A 24,489-nucleotide genomic window follows, 5' to 3' on the forward strand; every position below is an offset into this window, starting at 1 on the left:
GCAGATCAGATGATAAATAAAATTAAAACAATACTTAGGAGAATGACTCCTCTCTTTATTCTTCTGGCCTTTATTATCGCCGCTCAAATTCTGATTAGTACCAAGGAAGCTCCTGAGCAGAAAGCCGATACCGCGCCCGTCCCTATTGTTGATGTCACCGAAGTAAAACGCCAAACCGTGTCACTCAACCTGCCCTCTTATGGAGTGGTAACGCCAAAATATAAGACGCAGTTAGTCACCGAAGTACAGGGACGCATGCTGTCTATCTCAGCTAATTTTGTAGCCGGTGGCGTGGTAAAGAAAGGCGATGAGCTAGCCGTTATTGAACCATCTGATTACGAGGCGGATCTGATGCAAGCGCAGGCCTCTCTGGCCAAAGCTAAGGCTGCCCTAGAGGAGGAGCGCGCCAAGGGGGAAGTGGCAAAGAATGACTGGAAAGGTTATGACGGCGGCATTCCACCAGAACTTGGCCTACGTCTCCCACAGCTCAAGCAAGAACAAGCCAATGTTAAGTTCCAACAGGCAGCGCTTGCTCGGGCACAGCGCAACCTTGAGCGTACGGTTATTCGTGCCCCATTCGATGGCATTATCAAGGCTCGCAACGTCGATCTTGGCCAGTATGTCACTCTTGGCACTAACTTGGGTGAACTGTATGACACTCGCATCGCCGAGGTTAGGTTGCCGCTATCGAATAATGATCTGGCTTATCTCGAATCCGTCGACAATCCCGACACCGATGTCAGCCTAAGTGCCGATCTCGCTGGTCGAGTGATCACTTGGCAGGGACAGATTGTGCGTAGCGAAGGGGTTATCGATGCCGAAAATCGTATGGTTTTCCTCGTTGCCGAAGTCAAAGATCCCTATCTACGTGATAACCGAGTCGAAGGCCAATTACCACTGAAATACGGCACCTTTGTGACCGCTGTGATTAAGGGCCGCACCGTAGACGGTATCGTCAAGTTGCCACGCCATTTAGTACGGGATAATAAAGTCACTATTGTTAATAGCGACAATAGTATCGAACTTCGCAGCGTCAATGTGGTGCGCACCGATCTGGAAAGTGTCTACATCAAGGACAGCCTCAACGATGGTGAGCGCGTATCACTGACAAACCTGAGCAATGCTGAGGACGGCCAGATAGTCAAGGTTATCGGCGAAGACTCCAGCTCTAATCAAGAGTCTCAGAGTAAGCGCAGTGAAGAGCAGCTCGCTAGTGCGGGTGGTCAATAATGAACGGCCAAAACGACACCCAGAAAGGGATTATCGCCTGGTTTGCCCGCAACAGTGTGGCAGCCAACCTATTGATGTGGATCTTAATCATAGGCGGCCTATTCAGCACCTTGATCATCAACAAGGAAGTTTTCCCCTCGTTTGAACTGAACTACCTGCAGATCTCCGTTGCCTACCCAGGCGCCGCCCCTCAAGAGATTGAGGAGGGGATCAACATTAAGATTGAGGAAGCGATCCAAGATATTAATGGCATCAAGAAGATCTCCTCCGTTGCCAGCGAAGGGGTGGGCAACGTCACGATTGAGGTCGAAGATAGCTATGATCCGCAAGATATTCTCGATGAAGCCAAACTGCGTATCGATGCTATCTCCACCTTCCCGGTCAACATCGAGAAGCCCAATATTTTCCGTCTAAAGCCAGAGAATAATGTGATCTGGATTTCGGTCTACGGTGATCAATCTCTGCAAGAGATGAAAGAGTTAGCCAAGACCATTCGCGATGAGGTCGCCCTGCTTCCAGCGGTAACCCGCGCCCAAGTCACCGGCGTACGCGAATACGAGATTGGAATAGAGCTGTCCGAAGATAAACTCAGGGAGTATGGCCTGACCTTTTCTCAGGTGGCACAGGCGGTGCAAAACTCCTCTATCGATCTACCCGGCGGCTCGATTCGTGCTAAAGATGGCGATATCTTGCTGCGCACCAAGGGGCAAGCCTATACCGGCGAAGACTTCTCTCAGATAGTCGTCAGCACTCGTCCCGATGGTAGCCGAGTCATGCTACCGCAGGTCGCCACCATTAATGACAGCTTCGAAGAACGTCTCGAGTACACCCGCTTTAATGGCCAGCCAGCGGCTATCATCGAAGTGCTTAGTGTCGACGACCAAAATGCATTGGATATCTCCGAGCAAGTTAAGGCGTATATAGAGCAGAAACGTGACGCCCTGCCGGTCGGCGCTAAGCTTGATACCTGGGGCGATCTCACCCATTACCTTAAGGGACGATTGAACATGATGCTGTCGAACATGTTCTACGGTGCCTTGTTGGTATTCATTATCCTAGCGCTATTTCTAGAGATTAAGCTGGCCTTCTGGGTGATGATGGGGCTGCCGGTCTGTTTCCTAGGAGCCATGCTGTTTATGCCGCTAGAGCCCTTCTCGCTATCGATCAATATGCTGACCCTGTTTGCCTTCATACTGGTGCTGGGGATAGTCGTCGATGACGCCATCGTCATCGGCGAGAGTGCCTATACGGAAATAGAGGAGAAGGGGCACTCCCTAGAAAACGTCGTCAAGGGCGCCAAGAAGGTCGCCATGCCAGCCACCTTCGGAGTCCTGACCACCATAGCGGCCTTTATGCCTATGCTGATGGTATCTGGCCCACAAGGGATTATCTGGAAGTCCATCGGCATGATAGTGATCTTGTGTCTGCTGTTCTCCTTGGTGGAGTCAAAACTTATCCTGCCCGCTCACCTTGCCCACATGAAACCTCGCAAACCAAGAGAGCAACTAGGCTTACTTGGTCGCTTAAAGGCGGGGTTGAATGACAAGGTGCAGTACTTTATCCATAACCAGTATCGTCCGTTCTTGGAGCGCTGTATCGTACAGCGTTACAACACGGTGGCCATTTTTGTTGGAGTCCTTATTCTTTCCATCGCGCTGGTCCTCAGTGGTCAGGTACGCTGGGTCTTCTTCCCCGATATCCCGTCTGACTTTATCCAGGTTCGTCTCGATATGGATGAGGGCAGCTCAGAAGAGAATACCCTTAAAGTCGTGCAAGAGGTGGAAGAGGCGCTATATGCGATGAACACTCAGATGGAAGAGGAGCTAGGCTACCCCGTGGTCAAGCACAGCTTTATCAACATGAGCTCGCGTACCTCCGCCTTCCTGTTTGCCGAACTTACTAAGGGTGAAGATCGTGATGTCGATGGCGAAGCCATCGCTAGCGCTTGGCGTAAACAGTTACCCGAGTTAGTCGCGGTTAAGAAGTTGAATATCAATGCCAGCACCAATGACGCTGGCGGCGATATCTCCTTTAGACTGACATCGAACAACCTTGAGCAGTTATCGAAGGCTTCAGAGGAGCTAAAGCAGAAGCTTCGCAGCTACGAAGGGGTGTACGATATTTCCGATAACTTCTCCTCCGGTAGCCAAGAGATCAAGCTAAAGATCCGCCCCGAAGCCGAAGCATTAGGCCTGACATTGTCCGATCTTGCCCGCCAAGTGCGTTATGGCTTCTATGGTTATGAAGCTCAGCGTATTTTGCGTAATAAAGAGGAAGTTAAGGTGATGGTACGCTACCCACTAGAGCAGCGCCGCACCGTAGGTCATCTTGAGAACATGCTTATTCGCACACCGAGTGGCGCGGCGGTACCCTTCTCGACAGTCGCCGAGCTGCAACTGGGTGACTCCTACTCTTCGATTACCCGTGTCGATGGTCGCCGTGCGATAACCATTATCGCTAACGCAGACACTAATAAGGTTGAGCCATCGAAAGTGGTCGGTGAGATCCAAAAGGACTTCCTCCCGGCACTTCAGGCTAAATATCCAAATATCTCTACCGCACTCGATGGCGGCAGTGCCGATGAGCAGAGCGCGCTAATTAGCTTATTACAAGGCTTCTTCTTCGCGCTGTTTACCATCTACGCCCTGATGGCGATTCCGCTGAAATCTTATAGCCAGCCACTGATCATCATGTCGGTGATCCCCTTTGGTATGATCGGGGCCCTATTTGGCCACTTCATCCTTGGGCTGAATATGAGTATCTTAAGCCTCTGTGGTATCGTTGCACTGGCGGGTGTGGTGGTTAATGACTCCCTGATCTTGGTTGACTTCGTTAACCGTGCTCGCGCCGAGGGACACAGTATTGTCAAGGCGGCGGTTGATTCTGGTTGTTACCGTTTCAGGGCTATTATCCTGACCTCGCTCACCACCTTTGTCGGCTTAGTCCCCATTCTGCTGGAGCGAAGCCTACAGGCACAGATTGTAATCCCTATGGCAGCATCCTTAGCGTTCGGTATTTTATTCTCTACCGTAGTGACCTTAATCTTGGTGCCAATTCTGTACATCATCTTAAATGATATCAGACGTGGCTTTAGCCGATTCTTCCACTGGTGGTGGCAACCAAAATCGGATCAGGAGCAAGCTCAGATCTAATCTCTTAAAATGACCCCGAGGAAGAGCAACGACACGGCGTCAAAAAGCAAGTTAACAAAGGGAGGCATTTTGCCTCCCTTTTTATATCATCAACGCATTTTCGAAGGCTGCAATGGCGTCAGAACTCGATCCAGCAAACAGATTTCAACCGACTTAACCGTTATGCTTGGCGGTCTTATTTTCAACAAGATGCTCTTATGACCGATAATCAGCCAACACTCGTTTACGATATTCGCGATAGTCGCTACCTCAATATTACCGGTCGCTGTACCTTGCGGTGTCAATTCTGCCCCAAACATAATGGCAGTAAACAGGTGCACCAATATCAATTGGATCTGAGTCGCCAACCTCAGGCCGACGAGCTGATTGAGCAGCTAGGTGAAGTGTCTGAATTCGACGAGTATGTGTTCTGCGGTTATGGCGAGCCCACCCTCAATTTAACCACCCTGCTTGATGTGGCCAAAGAGATCAAACTCCGTGGCGGCAAGGTCAGAGTCAACACCGATGGACTAGGCAACCTGTTCCACAGGCGCAATATTTTACCGGAACTCGCCGCCTGCGTTGATAGTCTGTCGATTTCGCTCAATGCCAATACAGAAGCGCTATACCAGCAACATTGCCGTCCCAAGCTGGCGGGCGCTTACCCGGCTTTGCTCGAGTTTATTAAGCTCGCCCCGCAATATATTGAAGATGTGCAAATATCGGCAATCAATGGCTTAGAAGGAGTTGATATCCAGGCTTGTCGTGAAATAGTCGAGGCCACTGGCGCCACCTTTAAGCAAAGGGAACTAGACATCGTTGGCTAGCGAGCGTCTTCATATATCTCAGAATATCTGAGCAATAGCCGAGGCCACAGGCGCCACCTTTAAGTTGAGTAAGCTGTGAGCAGCGTCTAACGGGTGAATCTCAAACCATTGCTCGCTAATATTCAAGTTTAGTGGGGAACGAGAGAACACTGTAAAATCTTGTTCTAATGAGTTTAACAAACGCTGGTTGAGGGATGAATTCGTGTTAATATAAAGCGCATAATAACGGCAATAAAAATCAATCGATGCTGACCCGCAAACAATCTCTATTAATCAGTGCTCAGGGGATCCATTGGTCCCAACAACGCATTTTAGCTGCGGCCAGTCAATTCTGTATGCTGCTCGTGACTGTGATTATCCTGACTAACATTATTATCACCTTAGGTGAGCGACGCTTGCAGGAAGACTGGGCCACCCAACGCTATAGCGAGCTTCAGGCCGTTGGCGCTATGATCTCTGATAAAGTGACATTCCAGCAATTTCGCACCCAGATGTTTGCAAAGTCTGAACTGCTAAAGCACTATCTAGCACTCCCCAGCCAAGAGAACCGAGAAAAGCTCCTTGCTAACTGGGATATTCTGGTAGATAACATCCCAGAACTGTTAGGTATTGCCCTGTATGATCCCCAAGGTCAACACCAGTTTGCCACCAGCAATGATTTTGGCAAGGATAACCTACCAGCCGCATTACTCGGCCCCACACGCAATATGGGCGGCAATGAGATCTATACTTCTCCGCTAGAGTTTACCCCGATTAACGGCCAACTCGAGCCCTACATGTATCAGTTTGCCTGGCTTGAAAACCCTAACCAGAGTGTGCGTGGCTACCTTGTTGCCTATAACTCAATGTCTACAATGCTTAGAAGCATCAAGCCTGCCTACTCTAGCAAGCAAGCACCATTACTGATGTTAGATACCCAAGGCTTACTCTATGCGGGAGCGCAATCAAAGCCAGACATTAGCCGTTTACCTGAAACCATGGGCGGCAGTTTAAAGCAATCCTACCCCGCTCTATGGCGCAAGATGGCAATGAGTAACTTTGGTCAATTTCACGGTGATGTGGCGACCTTCGTGTACCTCAAGGTTGAGTTAACAACCCAATATGAAACCCGCCGCGAATACTTCTTAGTGTCTTACATCAAGAATGAAGATATCGCCGCAAAGTTCGCTCAATGGCGCAATATTCTCATTGGGGGAGCCATTTTACTCACCCTATTAGCCAGCATAGTTATCTTCTTAACTCACCTTTACCGCTTAGTGCAGCGCTCCCGTGAGTTCAGTATCGGCATGACTAATCGTTTATTCGATAGTGACGTCGGCTGTATCATTGCCAATGATAGCGGCCGTGTACTCATCGCAAACCCTGCCGCATCTCAGCTACTGACACTGCCTCTCGAAGATCTCTCAGACCGCAGCTTACAGCGTATTCTGAATTTAGATGATGATCAGTACAGTGAGTTTCTACATAAGATGAACACTGAGCAGCACTGGCACAGTGAACTTAATACCGAGACGACTCCCTACACTTGGCTGAAAATCCGAGTGCGGATTGAAGTGAGCATAGATAAAAAACGTCGCTACATGCTGGTCACCTTTGAAGATATCAGTGAGTTAAAGCAGAGCCAGAAAGAAGCAACGCTAAACGCCTTACTCAACGATGGTCCTGTTGCCAATGTGCTCACAGATGCCAAAGGCCTTGTGGTTAAATCAAATAGCGCCTTCAAAGCTCTGCTGCAAATTGAAGATAATGAGGCGTTAAACGTTAACCATCTACTGAGTGAAGATTTTAGTAAGCATTGGCCACAGATTGCCCAACAGTTGATCATCCAAGGCTCTTGGAAGGGCCAGGTCTTTGCTAATACTAGCCATATCGAAGATAACTGCTTGCAAGCAACCCTAAAAGGCTATTTAGACGGCGCCGGTGAGCTGGAGTATATTCTTTGCTCTTTTGAACATGCCATACTCAAGCCCGAAAATAGAAAAGGCAGTGGCTTGGTGCCACAAAGAAGCACCATCTTCAACCATAAAGACGACTTAGAAAGGTATTTCAACAACCTGACTCAACACTGTAAAGACTTCTCTAGCTTGCTCATGATAGATATCAGCGCCGAAGGTATGTTGAGTCATATGAGTGATATGGGCCAACTAGAGTCACGCCAGAAAGAGGTGGAAGTTCATCTGTTGCGAGATCTTCCACACCGTTACCAGATGTCCCATTGGCAGCTCGGAAAACTCATCGTAGTGTTACCGGATACCGACTCTGATCAGGCTCATTACTTTGCTATCGAGACTCTCAATAAGCTCAATGATAATGGCCTTGGGGAAGGTATTCATATTGGCATCGCCTCCTACCAGGCGGGGCAAAATCTGGAGCAGTTTATCGCTAATGCCGAAGTCGCGCTTAAGCGTGCTAAACAGACTGGAGAGCAAAATATCTGCCAGGCTTACACGCGGCAGATGACCTAAGCGCTGATTTAAGCTCTAACCTAAGCTCCCAAGCCCTCACTCAGAAAGAGGGCTTGTTGCTTTTAGCTCCTCTTTCACCTTTAGCTCCTCTTGGAAAGGCAGCTCTTCCATGCTCTCAATGCCTGAAGGCAGGTCACTCTCGGTGATCTCGATAATTGCAGAACGGTTCATGGTGATCTTGTAGCGCGCATACTGTGAGGCTTGCTTGCCCTCACGCAAGGCAACAATCAAATTCACCTGATAACGACGCTCAACCGAATCGTTACTGATCTTGCCATCCTGCTCCTTATAAATTTTGGCCTTCCCCCGCTCGAGATTACGTGCGAAAGGTACAAAACTGAAGTTGACCTGCTCTTGGATCCTAGAGTATCCCGCTAAGAAATCCTTCTGAGAAACCCGAGTATGGATACCGTAGTGAAAGATCTCTGCATCGATCTTATTCTGGCTATGACGCTTAGTGAGGATCTTAGACACAGCCTCTGGCAACTCTTTTTTGCGCATAAACTCAAGCCAGACCAACTGGCGAGCGATAGTATTTTTACTGGTGGTATCACGGAGTATTCGACTCCAGCGCGGTCGGCCGCGTTGAATAATACGCCACATCGCATTTCGAATATCGTCTTTAAAGATCTCACGGAAACCATAAATCACCGCCAGCGTCAGCACTAAGGCAATGGTCAGGCCGCTGAAAAAGCCTTGAGCCTTAATTATTAACGCCGAGACCACCAACATCACCATGCCAGTTGCAATCCCTGTCGTCATCTTCTTAAGGCCAACGCCTAGCGTCTTTAGCTCCTCTTTAAGTACCACACCCTGCTGGATAAGACGCCGCAGAAGCAACATCTTATTAGCAATACGGTTAGGATCTTTGATGGTTTGCGTCGAGTTATAGTTGTGGTCTTCTCTATACTGGGCTTCAGCACGGCACAGAGCGACAACCTTGTCGGTGATTTCGGTGAAGTCACTGCTTCTTGGCGCATGGGCTAGAAGCTTGAGTAGACGCTGCTCACATAACCAAGACAGATAATTATCGGCATTTTCAAAGTAAGACTTCCACTTCTCATCACTGGGTTCGTTACGCCTAAATCGCTTAAGCAGGTTCACCACCTGCTCACTCAGTTCAAAGAGAGAACCATAAAAGGTCTCAAGATCTTCAACCTGAGCTAACTCTTTACTATCGGTCTCAATCGCCACGGCAAACTGGTAGGCAAACAAGTTCAGATAAAGCCTGAATTCATCAACCGTGCGTTTCTTCTGGCTCACAAAACGGCTCTGAACGAGCGGAAGGTGTAGACCCGATGAGTAATATGAGCGGCGGCCAGTAATTGAGGAGTGATAATACTCCTCCTCATTGAGGCTCTGTGGATTAATGCCCATTTCTTTAGGAAGAAAAAAGTACAGATCGAGGCGACGGTTATCACCGAGCTCCATCTGATGGATAAACTTAATCGAAAGTGACTCTTCCTGTTTTATCTTTACTTTAGACACGACTACCTTTTTAAACGTACGAGAAAACCATAACGACAGAGAATAAGACTAGCTTATGTGTAAATGACTTTTGGAGGTAACTAAGATCTTAGATCACTAATATCGTTTATAGACCAGCGGTTCCCCTGCGAGAAGCCTCTAGGGCATATCTATGTCTTGCAACTGGGTTAAGTCACTCGAGCTTGCCATTACGAGTGATGAGATACCGACTCAAAAGCCTAGATAGACCCTTTCTAGTCTAACCTATATTTTACGATTTGTAGCTAGCACTTGTTGGCAACGAAAGTGAATGGAGTCATTGAGACAGACTGCTGCTAATTAATTTTGCAAGTCCATAAACCGTTACCGGGCTGCACCTGTACAGTGACGACTTTGGCAGCTTTGTTCATCTCTAGCACCTTAACTAAAAACGTCTCACGCTTGGCATCACCTAACACCTGCTCCGCGAGCTTAACGGCATCTTTCTGCAGCTGGTTCTTTTCCGTTTGTAACAACCTTAAATATTGGCCGTTTGCTAAACTCACTTCATAGGTCAGAATTGAGTCCTTAAGCTGCTTAACCGTTCCGGTAGCAACAAGGCTATTAGTTAGCTTCTTCCCTTTAAAAAAGTTCATCGCCACCTCAACGCCACGACCAGTATTTTTCAGGATCAGTTGCTGACTGCCCTTGTCCCCTTCTCCAACACGATAAATGTCTGAGTTACAGGTCAGCGTCGAGTTCATATCCGGATCGACGGTATGTTCGAGAAACACACACAGACCACAGATAAAGGTGAGGGTTGCTAATACTGGTGTAGACTTAAAACCCGAAAATGCACTTTTATTCATTAACTTATTCACAAACTCCAGCCTCTTTAAGCCAGGCTAAGTCCATAAAATTCCAATCATCATTCACGTTTGTGACTTTTAGGTTTCTACACGCCTTGCCGTCATCGGCAATATTATTCATTACAAACTGCAAGACATCACCGTTACTCGAGGGAGCAACATAAATTCGTTGCCACTTTTGCCTGTCACACTTCGCCAGTTTTTGAGCGAACTCTTTGACCCGGCTGTGATAATTATCTCTGTCTTCATCGGAGGCATAAATAGGAACCAAGATAGACCCACTGCCGGTAATCTCAATCTTATCGGGCACAGATAAACGAATGTCAGAAGTCGTTGTAAGGTTCATGACCAAAAAGATGACTAAGAAAATCCCAAGAATAAGGCACAGCAGATAATTCTTAAGTGAAACCGAATGTAATGCACGGTTCAGTATTGGCCTATCTTTGGCGTGGATATGCAGCAGATACCCCTGCTTTGCAATGACCTCAATCCATGATGCGTGTTCCGCGCTGAGAAAGCGCTTAATATTTTGTACCGCTGTCGCAATATCTTGGTGGGTCACAACCTCAGGCAAAAACGTATCACACATTGATTCAGTAGATACAACTTTACCTCTGCACGCTAGCAGCTGATCGAGTACCAAAAACTCAATGTTAGATAATTTAAACGCAGAAGTTTTCTCAGGGCCAATATGAATCAACTCCCTTAACTCTACGTCAAACCGGTATGGACCTATATACACGTTAACAACTCTGACTTAATCACTGACAAATAGTTTACTGACATTCGCGCCGAGAGTCCGTGATAAAATCGCTTGAAACGGGTAATGGATTTAGCTTTCGTGAGGTCTAGCACACTAATTTTACTGTCTTTTAAGCAATAAACGATACACTTAGATACATAGACACAAAATAGGTTAATACCTAGACAGAGCGAAATATTTCAACGCCTAAAACAACATCAATAACAAAACAAAAAGGCACCCTCTGGATGCCTTTTGCTGACAATTATTTACAATTTGAGCGATTCTAATCGATTTTTAACAGGCTATATAAGCCTTTTGTCAACAGGTTTAAAAAGCGTATAACAGAGTCATGTTTGTCTCTGTATCTGTGCTTTCCTTGTCATCTAATGGACTGTCATTGTAACGTACGATCACAGCGAACTTCATTGCCAATGCGCCAACAATATTAGCTGTAATTGCCGACTCAGAACGCCCCTCTAAACTATCGCCGTAATCGGCAACAAATAGCTGAGTAAACTTTGAGGTTTCACTGAATTCATAGGTGAAGTTAACCGCGCCGTGGGCTACAACACTATCTTCGCTATCATAACCTAGCAGAGCAGTTTGCTCATCATCCAGTTTTTTATAGATGTAACCAGGACCAACCTCAGCACTTAAAAACATCTTGCCGCTGTCGATAAACTTATGACCGTAACCGGCAGAAGCAACCGCCTTATAGTCATAACCTGTAAACGGATCGACTTCGTAGTTACCAGTGATATACATGTAGTTCTTTTCATCGAACTTGTAATCCCCTTGAACGCCACCGTAGTAACGCTTGGCCGTGACCTCACCGGTATCTTCTTTATATAAGCCTTCGAGTAGGTATTGATTCTCCCAGTTACCCAACTCCTGCATCATATTCAAACGCCCCTTCACTGAAGAGGTTTCGGTATTACCCGTCGTGAGTGTTGCACCAAGCTCGGCCTCACCAGCGAAAGTCTTATCGCCTTCAACAAAATCAGCTCCGGCGTGCGCAGCAAAAGGAGCAGCCATTACCACTGCCATAGCTGTAAGTGTTTTTTTCATATTATTAGTACTCCATTCACTCAATTCCCTAAAAATCGGCGCAATATTAACATTTTGTCCTAATAATTGAAAATGGCAGATACAAATAACTTAGGGATCTCCAATATTTATGCGCTAGGATTTCAGGCAAAAAAATACCTGCACGTTGGCAGGTATTTTCTAGACAGGCTTTAAGCTGTTTTGGGGTTCAAGTTACTTGATTTGTGGGTCAAGTTCACCAGACTGATAAGCTTTATACATAGCTTGTAGTGACTTAGGCTTGATCTTAGAGCCCATACCCGCACAGCCGAAGGCTTCGTAACGCGTTGTACAGATATCTGCCATCGCTTCCATTGATGCCTTCAGGAATTTACGCGGGTCAAACTCAGCTGGGTTTTCAGCAAGGAACTTACGTACTGCGCCAGTCGATGCTAGACGTAGGTCAGTATCGATGTTCACTTTACGCACACCGTGCTTAATACCTTCAACGATCTCTTCTAATGGCACGCCATAAGTTTCAGGGATAGCACCACCGTATTGGTTGATGATCTCTAGCCACTCTTGCGGTACAGAAGATGAACCGTGCATTACAAGGTGAGTGTTAGGAATACGCGCGTGGATCTCTTTGATGCGATCGATACGTAATACATCACCAGTAGGCTTACGGCTAAACTTATATGCGCCGTGGCTAGTACCGATAGCAATTGCTAGCGCATCAACATGCGTATCGGCAACGAAGCGAGCCGCTTCTTCAGGAGTGGTCAGTAGTTGATCGTGGCTCAAAACACCTTCTGCGCCAACACCATCTTCTTCACCCGCCATACCGGTTTCAAGGCTACCAAGACAACCGATTTCACCTTCAACAGAAACACCACAAGCGTGAGCGAAAGCCACTGTACGGCGAGTCACATCTACGTTGTACTCATATGAAGCAGGCGTCTTGCCGTCTGCCATCAAAGAGCCGTCCATCATCACTGATGACATACCTAACTGGATAGAACGCTGACAGATATCAGGATCGGTACCGTGGTCTTGGTGAATACAAACAGGGATATCTGGGTACTGCTCAAGTGCAGCCGCCATTAGATACTTAAGGAACTGTGGACGGGCATACTTACGTGCGCCAGCAGATGCCTGAACGATGACAGGGCTGTCTGTCGCTTCGGCTGCCTGCATAATTGCACGCATCTGCTCTAGGTTATTCACGTTAAACGCAGGAACACCATATCCGTGCTCTGCAGCGTGATCTAACATTTGACGTAGGGAAATTAAGGCCATTTTTTACTCCAATAATAGGGTGAGTCGCCTCACCAAGGTCACTATCGTTTGGATGGATTTTTATGCTCTAACGTTTCCAGTTCTATGCTGGCTAACACTAAAGCGGTTACTTTTAATTCTGAGTGTTATTTACAGTCGTTATATACAGCTTTTTATTCGCTTTTATTATCGCTGTTATGCACAATTTTCAGCACTGTTTTGTTGGCGGCTAGTGTAACCCCGACAAATGTCGATTTAAAGCCCGCCAACATACAGTTTGGTAATTATTTGGTAACTGCTCATCAATTAGTATCAATTAACAGCAGATCCCATCAATTACTGTCCGCGACTCTCAAGCATTGCCACAGCAGGAAGCTCTTTGCCCTCTAAAAACTCGAGGAAAGCACCGCCGCCTGTAGAGATATAAGACACTTTATCGGCGATATCATACTTATCGACAGCCGCTAATGTGTCACCACCACCCGCAATAGAGAAGGCATTTGACTCGGCAATCGCTTGAGCAATACGCTTAGTACCTTCACCAAACTGATCGAACTCAAATACGCCAACCGGGCCGTTCCAAACAACCGTGCCAGCATTTTTGATGATCTCAGCAAGAGCTTCGGCGCTGTCAGGACCGATATCGAAAATCATATCGTCGTCAGACACGTCGCTAACATCTTTCAATGTTGCAGCCGCTGTTGGGCTAAACTCACCAGCAACAACCACATCAGTTGGTACAGGGATATCGCCGCCACGGCTCTGTGCATTAGCAACAAGGCGCTTAGCTTCGTCGATTAGATCCGCTTCAAAAAGTGACTTACCCACTTTGTGGCCAGCAGCGGCAACGAAAGTGTTGGCGATACCGCCACCAACGACAAGTTGGTCAACTTTAGTTGAAAGGCTTTCAAGTACAGTCAGTTTTGTTGAAACTTTTGAACCACCAACAATAGCAACCATTGGACGCGCTGGGTTATCAAGCGCCTTGCCTAAAGCCTCAAGCTCACCGGCAAGCAATGGACCTGCACACGCGATTGGTGCGTGAAGACCAACGCCGTGAGTCGATGCCTGGGCGCGGTGAGCGGTACCAAATGCATCCATCACATAGACATCACAAAGTGCAGCCATCTTCTTAGATAGCGCTTCATCGTTCTTCTTCTCACCCACGTTAAAGCGAACGTTTTCGAAAACAACCACTTCACCCACAGCGACTTCGATACCGTCTAGGTAGTCTGTTGCTAGGCGTACTGGACAATCTAGTGCTTTTGTTAGGTAATCAACCACAGGCTGCATAGAAAATTCAGCGTTAAACTCACCTTCAGTTGGACGACCTAGGTGAGACATCACCATTACCGCAGCACCTTTCTCAAGGGCCAGTTTGATAGTCGGTAGAGAGGCGCGCAGACGTGCATCACTGGTGACTACGCCATCGCTTACAGGTACGTTTAGATCTTCACGAATAAGCACGCGCTTACCTTGAAGGTCCAAATCTTTCATATTAAGAATCGCCATTTAAATGCTTCCTTATTGCTTAAGTTAAAAGTTAAAAAATTAAAGTTAAATAAAACTGTGTCACTAAACCTCGGGGACACAACACCCAAGGCTTAGTCTCTGGTCTGCACAACAAAGCCACTGCAAACCTACTTTTATATTCTTTCGTTTTCCGGCTTTATCGTCTTAGCTTGTACCGGCTTTTTTCGTCTTAGCCTTTCCTTGAGCCTAGGACCTAGACCCTAGGACGCTTCACGGCTAGAGCGGGCTTCGCCCTGCTATACAGTCAAAATCCGGTATACTGTTTCGCTTTTGCTTTTCCGGCTTTATTCGTCTTTGCTTGTACCGTCTCAGCTTTCTTCGGCTTTTAACCTGCTTTTATCGTCTTAGCTCTTCCTAGAACCTAGAACCAGCTCTTCCTAGAACCTTCTTTTCAACCTAGGACCTTCTTTTCGCCTTAATCATCTCTAAACTGGTATCGAGCATACGGTTCGCAAAGCCCCACTCATTATCACACCACAGCAGTAGCTTAACTAAGTGGCCATCGCTAACGCGAGTCTGGGTGCCATCGACGATGCTAGAGCGTGGGTCGTGGTTAAAGTCACAGGACACCAATGGCTCATTGGTAAAACCGACGACGCCTGAGAACGAGCCTTCACTGGCTTGCTTGAGCACTCGATTAACCTCTGCAATATCGACGCGCTTGTTGAGCGTAACGGAAAGGTCGATAGCGGTAACGTTAATCGTCGGCACCCGCACGGAGATCGCTTCAAACTTATCTTTCATCTGCGGCAAAATGCGCTCAATACCACGGGCAAGCTTAGTATCAACAGGAATTATAGACTGCCCTGCGGCGCGAGTACGGCGCAAGTCATCATGATAGGCGTCAATCACCTGCTGATCGTTCATCGCAGAATGGATCGTGGTGATGGCACCACTTTTAACTTCGAAGTGCTTATTGAGCACATCAATCACCGGTACGATACAGTTGGTGGTGCAGGAGGCGTTAGACACAACTGTATGTTCGGCTTTGAGTAAATCTTGGTTCACACCATAGACTATGGTGGCATCGACATCACTTGATGATGGATGGCTGATCAGTACCTGCTTGGCACCCGCTTTGATATGCGCTTCACAATCTGCTCTATCGTGCAGTACCCCTGTGGCCTCGTAGACGATATCGATATCCATCTCTTTCCAAGGCAGGTTTTCTGGATTGGGCTCATGTAGCAGTTTGATGGCGTCATCGCCAATAACCATGTGTTGCTTTTCAAACTTAACTTGGGTGTGGAATCGACCGTGGGTGGTGTCGTACTGAGTCAAATGAAGCATCGCTTCTGGTTTCGCCAACTCGTTAATCGCCACAATCTGAATACGGTCGCGTTTTGCAGACTCATACAGTGCACGAAGAATTGAACGACCAATACGGCCGTAGCCATTTATAGCGACTCTGATCATGTAAGCTTTCTATTCCCTTTAATAGCTCATTTATTGATACGACAACGGCCTACCTCGTTAGGTAAGCCGTTGTATCATAAATGCTTAAAGTAAAAAATACTTAAACAGTTATTCTGTATCTTAGAGCAATTTTTCAATGCAATGCTCATAACTAGCCTAGCGCTAGAGCGAGGCATAAGCCTGAGTATTGCATCATTTGCCTTAACACAGCTGCTGGTTATAGACCGTTAACGGTTGCTACAACGTTTTCAACAGTAAAGCCGAAGTACTTCATCAAGTCGCCACCTGGAGCTGACTCACCGAAAGTTGTCATGCCCACAACAGCACCGCCGAAACCAACATACTTATGCCAGAAATCAACGTGAGCCGCTTCAATCGCCACACGCTTAGTCACAGAGCTTGGCAGTACAGACTCTTTATAAGCGGCATCTTGCTTGTCGAACTCGTTAGTCGATGGCATAGATACAACGCGAACCTTCTGACCTTGTTCAGTCAATGCCGCAGCAGAATCTAGAGCAAGTTGTACTTCAGAGCCCGTCGCGATAAGGATCAGATCTGGTGTACCAGCGCAATCACTTAGTACGTAACCACCTTTAGCCACGTTAGCTAGCTGCTCAGCACTACGTGCCTGAGCTGGTAGGTTTTGACGGCTGAATACCAATGAAGTTGGCGCATTACGACGCTCAATCGCATTCTTCCAAGAAACGGCAGTTTCAGCCGCATCACATGGACGCCATACGTTCATGTTTGGTGTCATACGTAGGTTAGCAAGTTGCTCAACTGGCTGGTGAGTTGGGCCATCTTCACCTTGACCGATAGAGTCATGGGTGTAAACGAAGATGTTTTGGATGCCCATCAATGCAGACATACGTACTGCGTTACGTGCATATTCCATAAACATCATGAAAGTTGCGCCGTAGTTGATGAAACCACCGTGTAGTGAAGCACCGTTCATGATGCCGCTCATGCCGAATTCACGTACACCGTAGAAGATGTAGTTACCAGCTGGATCGTCTTGAATACCCTTAGAACCAGACCAAAGCGTTAGGTTAGAGCCTGCAAGGTCAGCAGAGCCACCTAGCATTTCAGGTAGGATGGCACCAAATGCACCAATCGCATTTTGTGATGCTTTACGGCTAGCGATGCCTTCGGCTTTATCTTGACACTCTTGAATGAAAGCCTGTGCCTTCTCTTCAAAATCGGCTGGTAGTTCGCCAGTGATAACACGACGCTTGTACTCTGCCGCTAACTCTGGGAATGCAACTTCATAAGCAGCGAACTTTTCGTTCCAGCTAGCTTCGCGCGCAGCACCCACTTCTTTAGCATCCCAACCCGCGTAAACGTTTTCTGGGATTTCGAATGCACCGTGCTTCCAACCAAGGAATTCACGTGCAGCAGCGATCTCTTCATCACCTAATGGGGCGCCGTGACAGTCGTGGCTGCCAGACTTGTTTGGTGAACCAAAACCGATAGTGGTTTTGCAGCAGATCATCGTTGGCTTGTCAGTAACAGACTTAGCTTCTTCGATTGCGGCGCGAATAGCGTCGCTATCGTGACCGTCTACGTTAGCAATCACGTGCCAGCCGTAAGACTCGAAACGCTTAGGCGTGTCATCGGTGAACCAACCTTCTACGTGACCGTCGATAGAGATACCGTTGTCATCCCAGAATGCGATTAGCTTACCAAGACCTAGGGTGCCCGCTAGAGAACATGCTTCGTGAGAGATACCTTCCATCAAACAGCCATCGCCTAGGAAGCAGTATGTGAAGTGATCAACGATGTCATGACCTGGCTGGTTAAACTGTGCAGCCAATGTCTTCTCTGCGATTGCCATACCTACGGCGTTACTGATACCAGCGCCTAATGGACCTGTTGTGGTTTCAACACCTGGTGTGTAACCGTATTCTGGGTGACCTGGCGTTTTAGAGTGAAGCTGGCGGAAGTTTTTCAACTCTTCCATTGGCAATGCGTAACCTGTTAGGTGTAGCAAAGAGTAGATAAGCATAGAGCCGTGGCCGTTAGAAAGGATAAAGCGGTCACGATCAACCCACTCAGGGTTGTTTGGGTTGTGCTTTAGGAAATCGTTCCATAGCACTTCAGCAATATCAGCCATCCCCATTGGTGCACCTGGGTGACCAGAATTGGCTTTTTGAACAGCATCCATGGTCAATGCGCGGATTGCGTTTGCGAGTTCTTTACGAGATGACATGCTCTCTCCTGCTTCGTTTTGAGGTATTGAGGCTTAGATAAAGACAAGGGCCGCAAATTTGTATTTGCTTTTCCCTTCCCTACAGCAAATTTTGGAGCCATATTTTCGCCTACTAGGCAGTAGGACGCAAATTTAATTCGCCCAGAATGAAAAATATTGGCTGATTTTGCGTACTTGAATAAAGGTTAAGCAACTTAAGCTCATCAAATGGCTGCCTTTATCGGCTAATGACTCTTTTTTCAGCGCCTGCGTATCCTTAAGTGGGTAAATTCAGATCATTTCATAGTGAGAACAAGCTTAAGAAAAACCTTAAAATCCCCTTAGTTTACAAACAGCTAATCTAAACCATAACAAGCACTTGTCATATGCCTACTAAATAAATTGCGCGCGTGACTGCACAAAATTTAGTGAAAGGGGTGTCATCGACTCGGATTTACACTAGAATAGCCGTCTAGATGTAGATACTTCTACACATTCAAATTGTTTAAAGACGAGATTTTCCATCATGGCAAAGCACTTGTTCACCTCTGAGTCGGTCTCAGAAGGTCATCCAGATAAAATCGCCGATCAGATTTCTGATGCGGTACTAGACGCAATTTTGGAGCAAGATCCAAAAGCTCGTGTAGCATGCGAAACTTATGTCAAAACAGGCATGGTTATGGTTGGCGGCGAAGTTACCACTTCTGCTTGGGTTGATATCGAAGAGATCACCCGTAAGACAGTGCGTGACATCGGCTACACTCACTCAGATATGGGTTTTGATGCTGACTCTTGCGCAATCCTAAACGTGATTGGTAAGCAGTCTCCAGACATCAACCAAGGTGTTGACCGTGCAGACCCTAAAGAGCAAGGTGCTGGTGACCAAGGTCTAATGTTTGGTTATGCCAACAACGAAACCGACGTGCTAATGCCTGCACCAATCACTTACTCGCACATGCTAGTTAAGCGTCAGTCTGAAGTGCGTAAAGACAAGACACTTCCTTGGTTACGTCCAGATGCGAAGAGTCAGGTGACTTTTGCTTACAACCCAGATGGCAGCATTGCCGGTATCGACGCGGTTGTACTTTCAACTCAGCATTGTGAAAGCGTAAGCCAGTCTGATCTGATTGAAGGCGTAATGGAAACCATCATCAAGCCTGTACTACCGGCTAAGTGGTTATCTAAAGACACTAAATACTTCATCAACCCAACTGGCCGTTTCGTTATCGGTGGTCCAGTAGGCGACTGTGGTCTGACGGGTCGTAAGATCATCGTTGACACATACGGCGGTATGGCACGTCACGGTGGTGGTGCTTTCTCAGGTAAAGACCCATCAAAAGTTGACCGTAGTGCAGCATACGCAGCACGTTACGTAGCTAAGAACATCGTTGCAGCAGGTCTAGCTGACCGTTGTGAGATCCAAGTTTCTTACGCGATTGGTGTTGCAGAGCCAACTTCAATCAGCATCGAAACATTTGGCACAGCTAAAGTGGGCGAAGAGCTATTGATCGACCTAGTTCGTCGTCACTTCGACCTACGCCCATACGGTCTAACAGAGATGTTAAACCTAGCTCGCCCAATCTACCAAGCGACTGCGGCATACGGTCACTTCGGTCGTGAAGAGTTCCCATGGGAAGCGACTGACAAAGCTGAAGCACTACGCGCTGACGCAGGTCTTTAATCGTTATCGATTAGTGCGGCGCTGTTTATTCAACGCCTATAAAAAACCGCCTAAGGGCGGTTTTTTAATGTCATAATTTCGGCTTCCAGCAACAATAGTGAGTATTAAAGTGCAATTAACTTGGTTAGCGCCTGATGAGCGTATCGAGGTGAAGAAGTTCTACCGCCAACACATGCCTTATGCACGCTTGTTGCAGAAAGAGTCCGTCTGCGTGTTGACCCAGGCTGATTCTACTTCGGCTAACGACGTTGAAATCACTTCCTATGGAGTCACTTGCTCAAAAATAGTAGCCAGCGCCCGCATTCGGCCTATTGGCCAATTTGCCATTTTAACCGGCATGTTGGTTCACCCAGATTTTCGTGGCCAAGGTGTGGGGCATCAGTTGATGGATGCCTTGCAGTCTGTCATTGCAGAGGGCAATACGTATATTTTTGCCTTGGCGCATTTAGAAGGGTTTTACGCGAAACATGGGTTTTGTGTCATTGCTGATGCGCCCAATGATATTGCGCAGTTGTTTCTCAAGTATCAGGGGGATGGTGAAAGGTTGGTGTTAATGGGATTAGCTGGTGCTATTCAACGATAGCTTTCGTTTTATTCTTTGCTGTCTTCAGCAGCCTATCTAGCTCCGTTGAATAAACGACTTCGAATCATCCCCATGTCCCCATGTCCCCCGGCTCACGGGGATGATTGAGCAATGCTAGAGCACCTGTTACTGGTACTCATACCAACAGGACGTCACTGTGCGCGTCACTTGAGACACGCTACCGTCAGGGTTCACTATGGTTGAAGTGACTGTTGTTTCTCTGCAACTTTTCACTCTTATTCTTCCATATAGAAAATGCTCTCCCCAAGCACGATTATTAGAAAATGCCTCATACTCACTCTGATTAAAATGAATGGTAAGTTGATTTCGCTCATCTCGCAGCCCCTCTTCAGCTGTATCAACTATTTTCCAGTAATCATTACTTAACTCTAGTTTTAGATGTAGTAGTAATCCGTTCTTACCTTTCAACTGGATGTAAACGATTGGTGATCCCGCTTGGGAAATTAAATTATCCACAAAATTTTTAGCCAGAGTACTCAAAAGCTCTCTTCGACTTGTGCTGAGTGAATTGCTAGTGGTAAATAACGCCGTTTTCCCTGCTTGATAAACAAAGTGTTTCGCTGCGACTAAATCGAGGAAGGGCTTATCTCTTAGATAATCGTTATAAAATATCAACCTTTCACCCGCATGGCGGTTTAAACCATCCATAGAGTCGCAGTCAACATCATCTTCGCAGACAATGGTGATGGTGGTATCTATTGGCTTCGCTAAAGTAGGTTGAGTGACAATCTCTCCACGATACTGACTCACCTTAAAACTCACTTCGATTTCACTCGAGATTTTTACAGCTGTGCCATCGGTAAGCATATCGTCAATTTGATAGCTAACCCTTCCTTTGTCATAGCTGATGCAAGGCTCATCAAAACAGGGAGGGTATGCATTCGCCCCGCTGCTAACAAATAGCAAAAGAACAGCAAATATTTGTTTAAGCATAATTCCATTTATCCTTAACATTAAATTAGCATTCACTAAATCTAGCACACTATATTTTTAATTGACCTGAATAATTTTCAAGTCGGATACACCTTCTTCGTGGACTTTTAGTTATATTGCTGTTGAGCTATCAAAATTCTGATAAGGAATGAGTATTAATGCGGTTTAGTCCCACAGTCTAGTGGGGATATGGCCTTACGGCCTAGGGTTAACAGTTAGACTTCGTCTAACAAAATAGCTCAATCAAGCTCCGCTTGATAAAGGTCGTGAGCTTCCAGCTCACGACTTTAGTTGTTAGACGCAGTCTAACTGAATCAGTTTTATCAAACGAAGTTTGATTGTTCACCTAGGGTGTGGGAAACATTCTCACAACAACTATCCCTGATTTGCTAAAACCTCTTCCAGTTTAAGCCCGGTTAAATCATGAATAGTGCGCCATAAATAGTAAAAAATACCCATCATCATCACCATAGATGGCAAGGCGATCATCAGGTAACTGTATAAGCTCAATTGCCCCAACTGCTCATTAAACTCTGGGGTGCCGGTTGGGCTAGTGACTAGCCATTTAGCCAGCACGTAATTCATGGTGGCGGAGAACGCAAACGAGCCTGCAACCAAATAGGTGGCCGTCATGAGTCGCTGCTCAAATGCTGCCACACAATTGTTCTGTTTAAGCCTATCATTGATTTTATCAACATCCATCACCGCCGGATTAAAGACAAGGGCTTTAATTAATGGTTTAGAGGTGAAGGTCGAAATAAGCACTGCAATGCCGATAACCGCTGGAATCGCGGCCTCTTTGATTGCCAACCACTTAAGATCAAGCTCCAGTAAACCAATGCCACCGGTTAACAGCACATTGGCTAAGCCAAGCAAGGCGATAAAATTAAATTTTCTGTATTTGATCAGCTCAAATATACCCCAGCCTAATGGAAAGCTTAACGCCAACATTAAACCACCACTCGCACCTAGCTGCTCATCACCACTTAACTTCATTAAGATAAAAGCGGGTATGGCGATGCTCACTAACAGGTCAACCATAGGCCGAGGTTTATGTGTCGATGTACTACTCATGTGTTGTTTTCCAGGTGAAGCATGCAAGCTTCGAAAAAATTTAAAGATAAAAAACCACTGCTGTTGCTTCTATGATACCAAACTACTGCCTCTATGGTGCCAGCTTAGTACTGAATAGCGTATAGCGGCGTAAAAATACCTTGCTCTACATCACGTGTCACTCTTCAATAAGTGGGAGCAAAGAGCTTTCTAGTCAGGATAGTCATTGCTTATTGAAATCAAACCAATCGTAAACCCACAGAAAACACTAACTCACCATCAGCAGTATTAGGCAAATTCGAATAAACATAAGCCCTCTATCTAATATTTGTAACTGCGTCTGGAACGCTAAGGGATTACTCTTTTATCTCTCACCAAAGCTTGGAGAATCACAGCCGTATCTAGGCTAAGTTAGAAAAGCAGTATTATCTGGCGTCTGAGTTACTCACTGTAAAACCTCACTCTAATCCAGATTTGTGCATGACAAAGCAAACAAGTTACACCAAAACAATTACGAACCAGCTAAAAATCAATTCACTACAAGGAGACTTGCTCTCTATGCGCCCAAACCATGGTTTCTCCCCATAAAGGTAACATCCATACTCCGCTGTCTTCATCTTGGTAAACTTGCCTAATAACCATCTGCTCATTTTGTAAAACGTTCTTGCGAATTTCTCGATAGATAGTTGCGGACTCTTTTGAAACTTCCTGTGGACTAGTAAAACTGTATTCATCCACATCAACTAAAAAGGTTTTCACCACTTTGCCATCAACAACCGATTTGTTCAGCTTAAAGTCACCACTAAATTGATACCTAATCGAGATCTCCCTGAGCATATCATCAGTAATACAAGCAGCGGCGACCAGCTTACCTCGATTATTCGCATCGAATATCATCGACAATCTCACATCAGCTCTGACGACATTTTTCGTATCAGAGTAATAATAAACATCAGCCCGATAAACGTCTTCCACGATTCCTTTATCGTCTGATTCAAATTGATCGAGCAAAATCTTGTTATATGTAACTTGCTCCATTCTCAATTTGGTATCTGCCAGCCATTGAATATCAAGAGGAGCTAATGGTGCATCTGCAGTTCTTACTAAGTTAAGTGGCTGCTTATCACTACAAGTACTTTCAAAGTCATTACACAAAGCAACTGACTCGTAATAACCATTATCATAGGTAAATAACTGCTTCTCACTTGAAGCTGGCAAGACGCTTTCGTAGTTAAACCAATTCGCAATCAGCTGATCTAAACTATTGGTCTTTTGAGAGGCTTCATTTAACTGCGAATCTAAGAAGACCTTATTGACTAAAGAGGATGTATGCGCAAACTCAAGATTGTGAGTGGTAATTGCAGCGACTTGTGGTTCAGTAAGGAGTGAAAGGTAGTTCACCGCCTTCTTGAGCCCACCAGTAAAATGTAACGTAATAATAAGTCCCATCATGACGACTGATGCAGCCCATGTGAAACGATTGCGGTAATTAACAGTCGCTCGTCTATCAGTTAATTTATTATCAATATTGTTCGTGTATGCCTGCTGTTTTTCAGATGCAGGCTCTACAGATTTATCTTCTGCGTTTGCATTGTTTTCATCGACTATACATAAGCTATAGCCATAGCGCGGAATATTCTTCAACTCAATGTCAGTTTGCGATATTAATTTTTTTCTCAAACTACTCATACACTGAGTTAGAGAAGAAGGGGCTACAATACGTCCAGGCCAACCAGCAATATTTAATTGCTCCTTACTCACGACTTCACCAACGTGATTGACAAGGCACTTTAAAACTTCTAATTCAGCAAGAGAAAGAGCATGCCGTTCCGAGGTCTTCAGATCAACTAAATCTCTTGCATCTAAATCTATAATTAAAAATTCTGTTATTTTCACAAGCTAACCTCTTTCTCCTGCAATCCTTGGCGTTTCCCTTCGGTTATTCTATGTCTTCATCACTCATTTAAACCTGACTTGAACTGAGGTTTTAGAAAAAGAGTTTAGACTTTGTTAATAAATGTGACCCTGTTAAAAAAAGGCCCTAGCAAAATTGCTAGGGCCGAA

At 46.2% G+C, this 24,489-nt stretch carries 17 protein-coding genes; 6 read left to right on the forward strand and 11 right to left on the reverse strand.

All coding sequences use genetic code 11. The features are described 5' to 3' along the window. The first annotated feature begins 9 nt into the window (after positions 1-9). The 4 genes from L1D44_RS09515 to L1D44_RS09530 all read left to right on the forward strand — a co-directional run bounded on the left by L1D44_RS09515 (position 10) and on the right by L1D44_RS09530 (position 7,653). A complete protein-coding gene (locus tag L1D44_RS09515) occupies positions 10-1,230 on the forward strand; it encodes an efflux RND transporter periplasmic adaptor subunit (protein ID WP_239890125.1) in 1,221 nt (406 codons plus the stop codon). Continuing rightward, positions 1,230-4,382, forward strand: coding sequence for an efflux RND transporter permease subunit (locus L1D44_RS09520; RefSeq protein ID WP_239890127.1), 3,153 nt, complete (start codon positions 1,230-1,232; stop codon positions 4,380-4,382). Before L1D44_RS09515 ends, L1D44_RS09520 begins: the two co-directional genes overlap by 1 nt. A gap of 197 nt (positions 4,383-4,579) precedes the next feature. Continuing rightward, positions 4,580-5,188 carry a TatD family nuclease-associated radical SAM protein gene (locus L1D44_RS09525; RefSeq protein ID WP_239890129.1) on the forward strand — a complete coding sequence of 203 codons (609 nt, stop codon included), beginning with the start codon at positions 4,580-4,582 and terminating at the stop codon, positions 5,186-5,188. A 245-nt stretch (positions 5,189-5,433) separates the two neighbouring features. Further along, positions 5,434-7,653: a PAS domain-containing protein gene (locus L1D44_RS09530; RefSeq protein WP_239890131.1), complete on the forward strand. Its 2,220-nt coding sequence runs from the start codon at positions 5,434-5,436 to the stop codon at positions 7,651-7,653. Between the two features lie 36 nt (positions 7,654-7,689). Here the strand turns inward: L1D44_RS09530 and L1D44_RS09535 are convergent, their stop codons facing one another. The 8 genes from L1D44_RS09535 to tkt form a co-directional block, all read right to left on the reverse strand. Next, on the reverse strand, positions 7,690-9,141 hold the full coding sequence (locus tag L1D44_RS09535) for a hypothetical protein (protein ID WP_239890132.1): 1,452 nt from the start codon (positions 9,139-9,141) through the stop codon (positions 7,690-7,692). 314 nt (positions 9,142-9,455) lie between these two features. Beyond that, the gene (locus tag L1D44_RS09540) at positions 9,456-9,980 is read right to left on the reverse strand and encodes a hypothetical protein (RefSeq protein WP_239890134.1); all 525 of its coding nucleotides are present in this window, start codon (positions 9,978-9,980) and stop codon (positions 9,456-9,458) included. Then, a complete protein-coding gene (locus L1D44_RS09545) occupies positions 9,973-10,710 on the reverse strand; it encodes a CadC family transcriptional regulator (protein ID WP_239890136.1) in 738 nt (245 codons plus the stop codon). Before L1D44_RS09545 ends, L1D44_RS09540 begins: the two co-directional genes overlap by 8 nt. 330 nt (positions 10,711-11,040) lie before the next feature. Further along, positions 11,041-11,781, reverse strand: a complete 741-nt coding sequence (locus tag L1D44_RS09550) for a DUF481 domain-containing protein (RefSeq protein WP_239890138.1) — start codon at positions 11,779-11,781, stop codon at positions 11,041-11,043. Between the two features lie 192 nt (positions 11,782-11,973). Continuing rightward, entirely contained in the window at positions 11,974-13,038 is a 1,065-nt protein-coding gene (gene fba, locus L1D44_RS09555) for a class II fructose-bisphosphate aldolase (protein WP_028765784.1), read from the reverse strand. 315 nt (positions 13,039-13,353) lie between these two features. Further along, positions 13,354-14,529 (reverse strand): phosphoglycerate kinase, encoded by a 1,176-nt coding sequence (locus L1D44_RS09560; RefSeq protein ID WP_239890140.1) that lies wholly within the window; start codon positions 14,527-14,529, stop codon positions 13,354-13,356. Between the two features lie 417 nt (positions 14,530-14,946). Continuing rightward, on the reverse strand, positions 14,947-15,966 hold the full coding sequence (gene epd, locus L1D44_RS09565; protein WP_239890141.1) for an erythrose-4-phosphate dehydrogenase: 1,020 nt from the start codon (positions 15,964-15,966) through the stop codon (positions 14,947-14,949). Between the two features lie 217 nt (positions 15,967-16,183). Continuing rightward, on the reverse strand, positions 16,184-18,175 hold the full coding sequence (gene tkt / locus L1D44_RS09570; protein ID WP_239890143.1) for a transketolase: 1,992 nt from the start codon (positions 18,173-18,175) through the stop codon (positions 16,184-16,186). Positions 18,176-18,680: 505 nt separating this feature from the next. Between tkt and metK the strand changes: the two genes are divergently transcribed. Both metK and L1D44_RS09580 read left to right on the forward strand, forming a co-directional pair. Continuing rightward, on the forward strand, positions 18,681-19,835 hold the full coding sequence (gene metK, locus L1D44_RS09575; RefSeq protein WP_220769498.1) for a methionine adenosyltransferase: 1,155 nt from the start codon (positions 18,681-18,683) through the stop codon (positions 19,833-19,835). Between the two features lie 97 nt (positions 19,836-19,932). Further along, the gene (locus L1D44_RS09580; RefSeq protein WP_239890145.1) at positions 19,933-20,418 is read left to right on the forward strand and encodes a GNAT family N-acetyltransferase; all 486 of its coding nucleotides are present in this window, start codon (positions 19,933-19,935) and stop codon (positions 20,416-20,418) included. Between the two features lie 126 nt (positions 20,419-20,544). Here the strand turns inward: L1D44_RS09580 and L1D44_RS09585 are convergent, their stop codons facing one another. The 3 genes from L1D44_RS09585 to L1D44_RS09595 all read right to left on the reverse strand — a co-directional run bounded on the left by L1D44_RS09585 (position 20,545) and on the right by L1D44_RS09595 (position 24,321). Then, positions 20,545-21,372, reverse strand: coding sequence for a hypothetical protein (locus tag L1D44_RS09585; RefSeq protein WP_239890147.1), 828 nt, complete (start codon positions 21,370-21,372; stop codon positions 20,545-20,547). A gap of 375 nt (positions 21,373-21,747) precedes the next feature. Continuing rightward, entirely contained in the window at positions 21,748-22,446 is a 699-nt protein-coding gene (locus L1D44_RS09590) for a VC0807 family protein (RefSeq protein WP_239890149.1), read from the reverse strand. Positions 22,447-22,962: 516 nt separating this feature from the next. Then, positions 22,963-24,321 (reverse strand): winged helix-turn-helix domain-containing protein, encoded by a 1,359-nt coding sequence (locus L1D44_RS09595; RefSeq protein WP_239890151.1) that lies wholly within the window; start codon positions 24,319-24,321, stop codon positions 22,963-22,965. Positions 24,322-24,489 lie beyond the last annotated feature (168 nt).

It is taken from the genome of Shewanella sp. Isolate13 (assembly GCF_022398325.1).
In the GTDB taxonomy this organism is placed as follows: domain Bacteria; phylum Pseudomonadota; class Gammaproteobacteria; order Enterobacterales; family Shewanellaceae; genus Shewanella.

Coding starts and splice junctions, on each gene's coding strand:
- metK (WP_220769498.1), top strand. CDS start 18,681: ATGGCAAAGCACTTGTTCACCTCTGAGTCGGTCTCAGAAGGTCATCCA.
- L1D44_RS09525 (WP_239890129.1), top strand. CDS start 4,580: ATGACCGATAATCAGCCAACACTCGTTTACGATATTCGCGATAGTCGC.
- L1D44_RS09585 (WP_239890147.1), bottom strand. CDS start 21,372: ATGCTTAAACAAATATTTGCTGTTCTTTTGCTATTTGTTAGCAGCGGG.
- L1D44_RS09590 (WP_239890149.1), bottom strand. CDS start 22,446: ATGAGTAGTACATCGACACATAAACCTCGGCCTATGGTTGACCTGTTA.
- L1D44_RS09515 (WP_239890125.1), top strand. CDS start 10: ATGATAAATAAAATTAAAACAATACTTAGGAGAATGACTCCTCTCTTT.
- L1D44_RS09550 (WP_239890138.1), bottom strand. CDS start 11,781: ATGAAAAAAACACTTACAGCTATGGCAGTGGTAATGGCTGCTCCTTTT.
- L1D44_RS09560 (WP_239890140.1), bottom strand. CDS start 14,529: ATGGCGATTCTTAATATGAAAGATTTGGACCTTCAAGGTAAGCGCGTG.
- L1D44_RS09530 (WP_239890131.1), top strand. CDS start 5,434: ATGCTGACCCGCAAACAATCTCTATTAATCAGTGCTCAGGGGATCCAT.
- fba (WP_028765784.1), bottom strand. CDS start 13,038: ATGGCCTTAATTTCCCTACGTCAAATGTTAGATCACGCTGCAGAGCAC.
- tkt (WP_239890143.1), bottom strand. CDS start 18,175: ATGTCATCTCGTAAAGAACTCGCAAACGCAATCCGCGCATTGACCATG.
- epd (WP_239890141.1), bottom strand. CDS start 15,966: ATGATCAGAGTCGCTATAAATGGCTACGGCCGTATTGGTCGTTCAATT.
- L1D44_RS09520 (WP_239890127.1), top strand. CDS start 1,230: ATGAACGGCCAAAACGACACCCAGAAAGGGATTATCGCCTGGTTTGCC.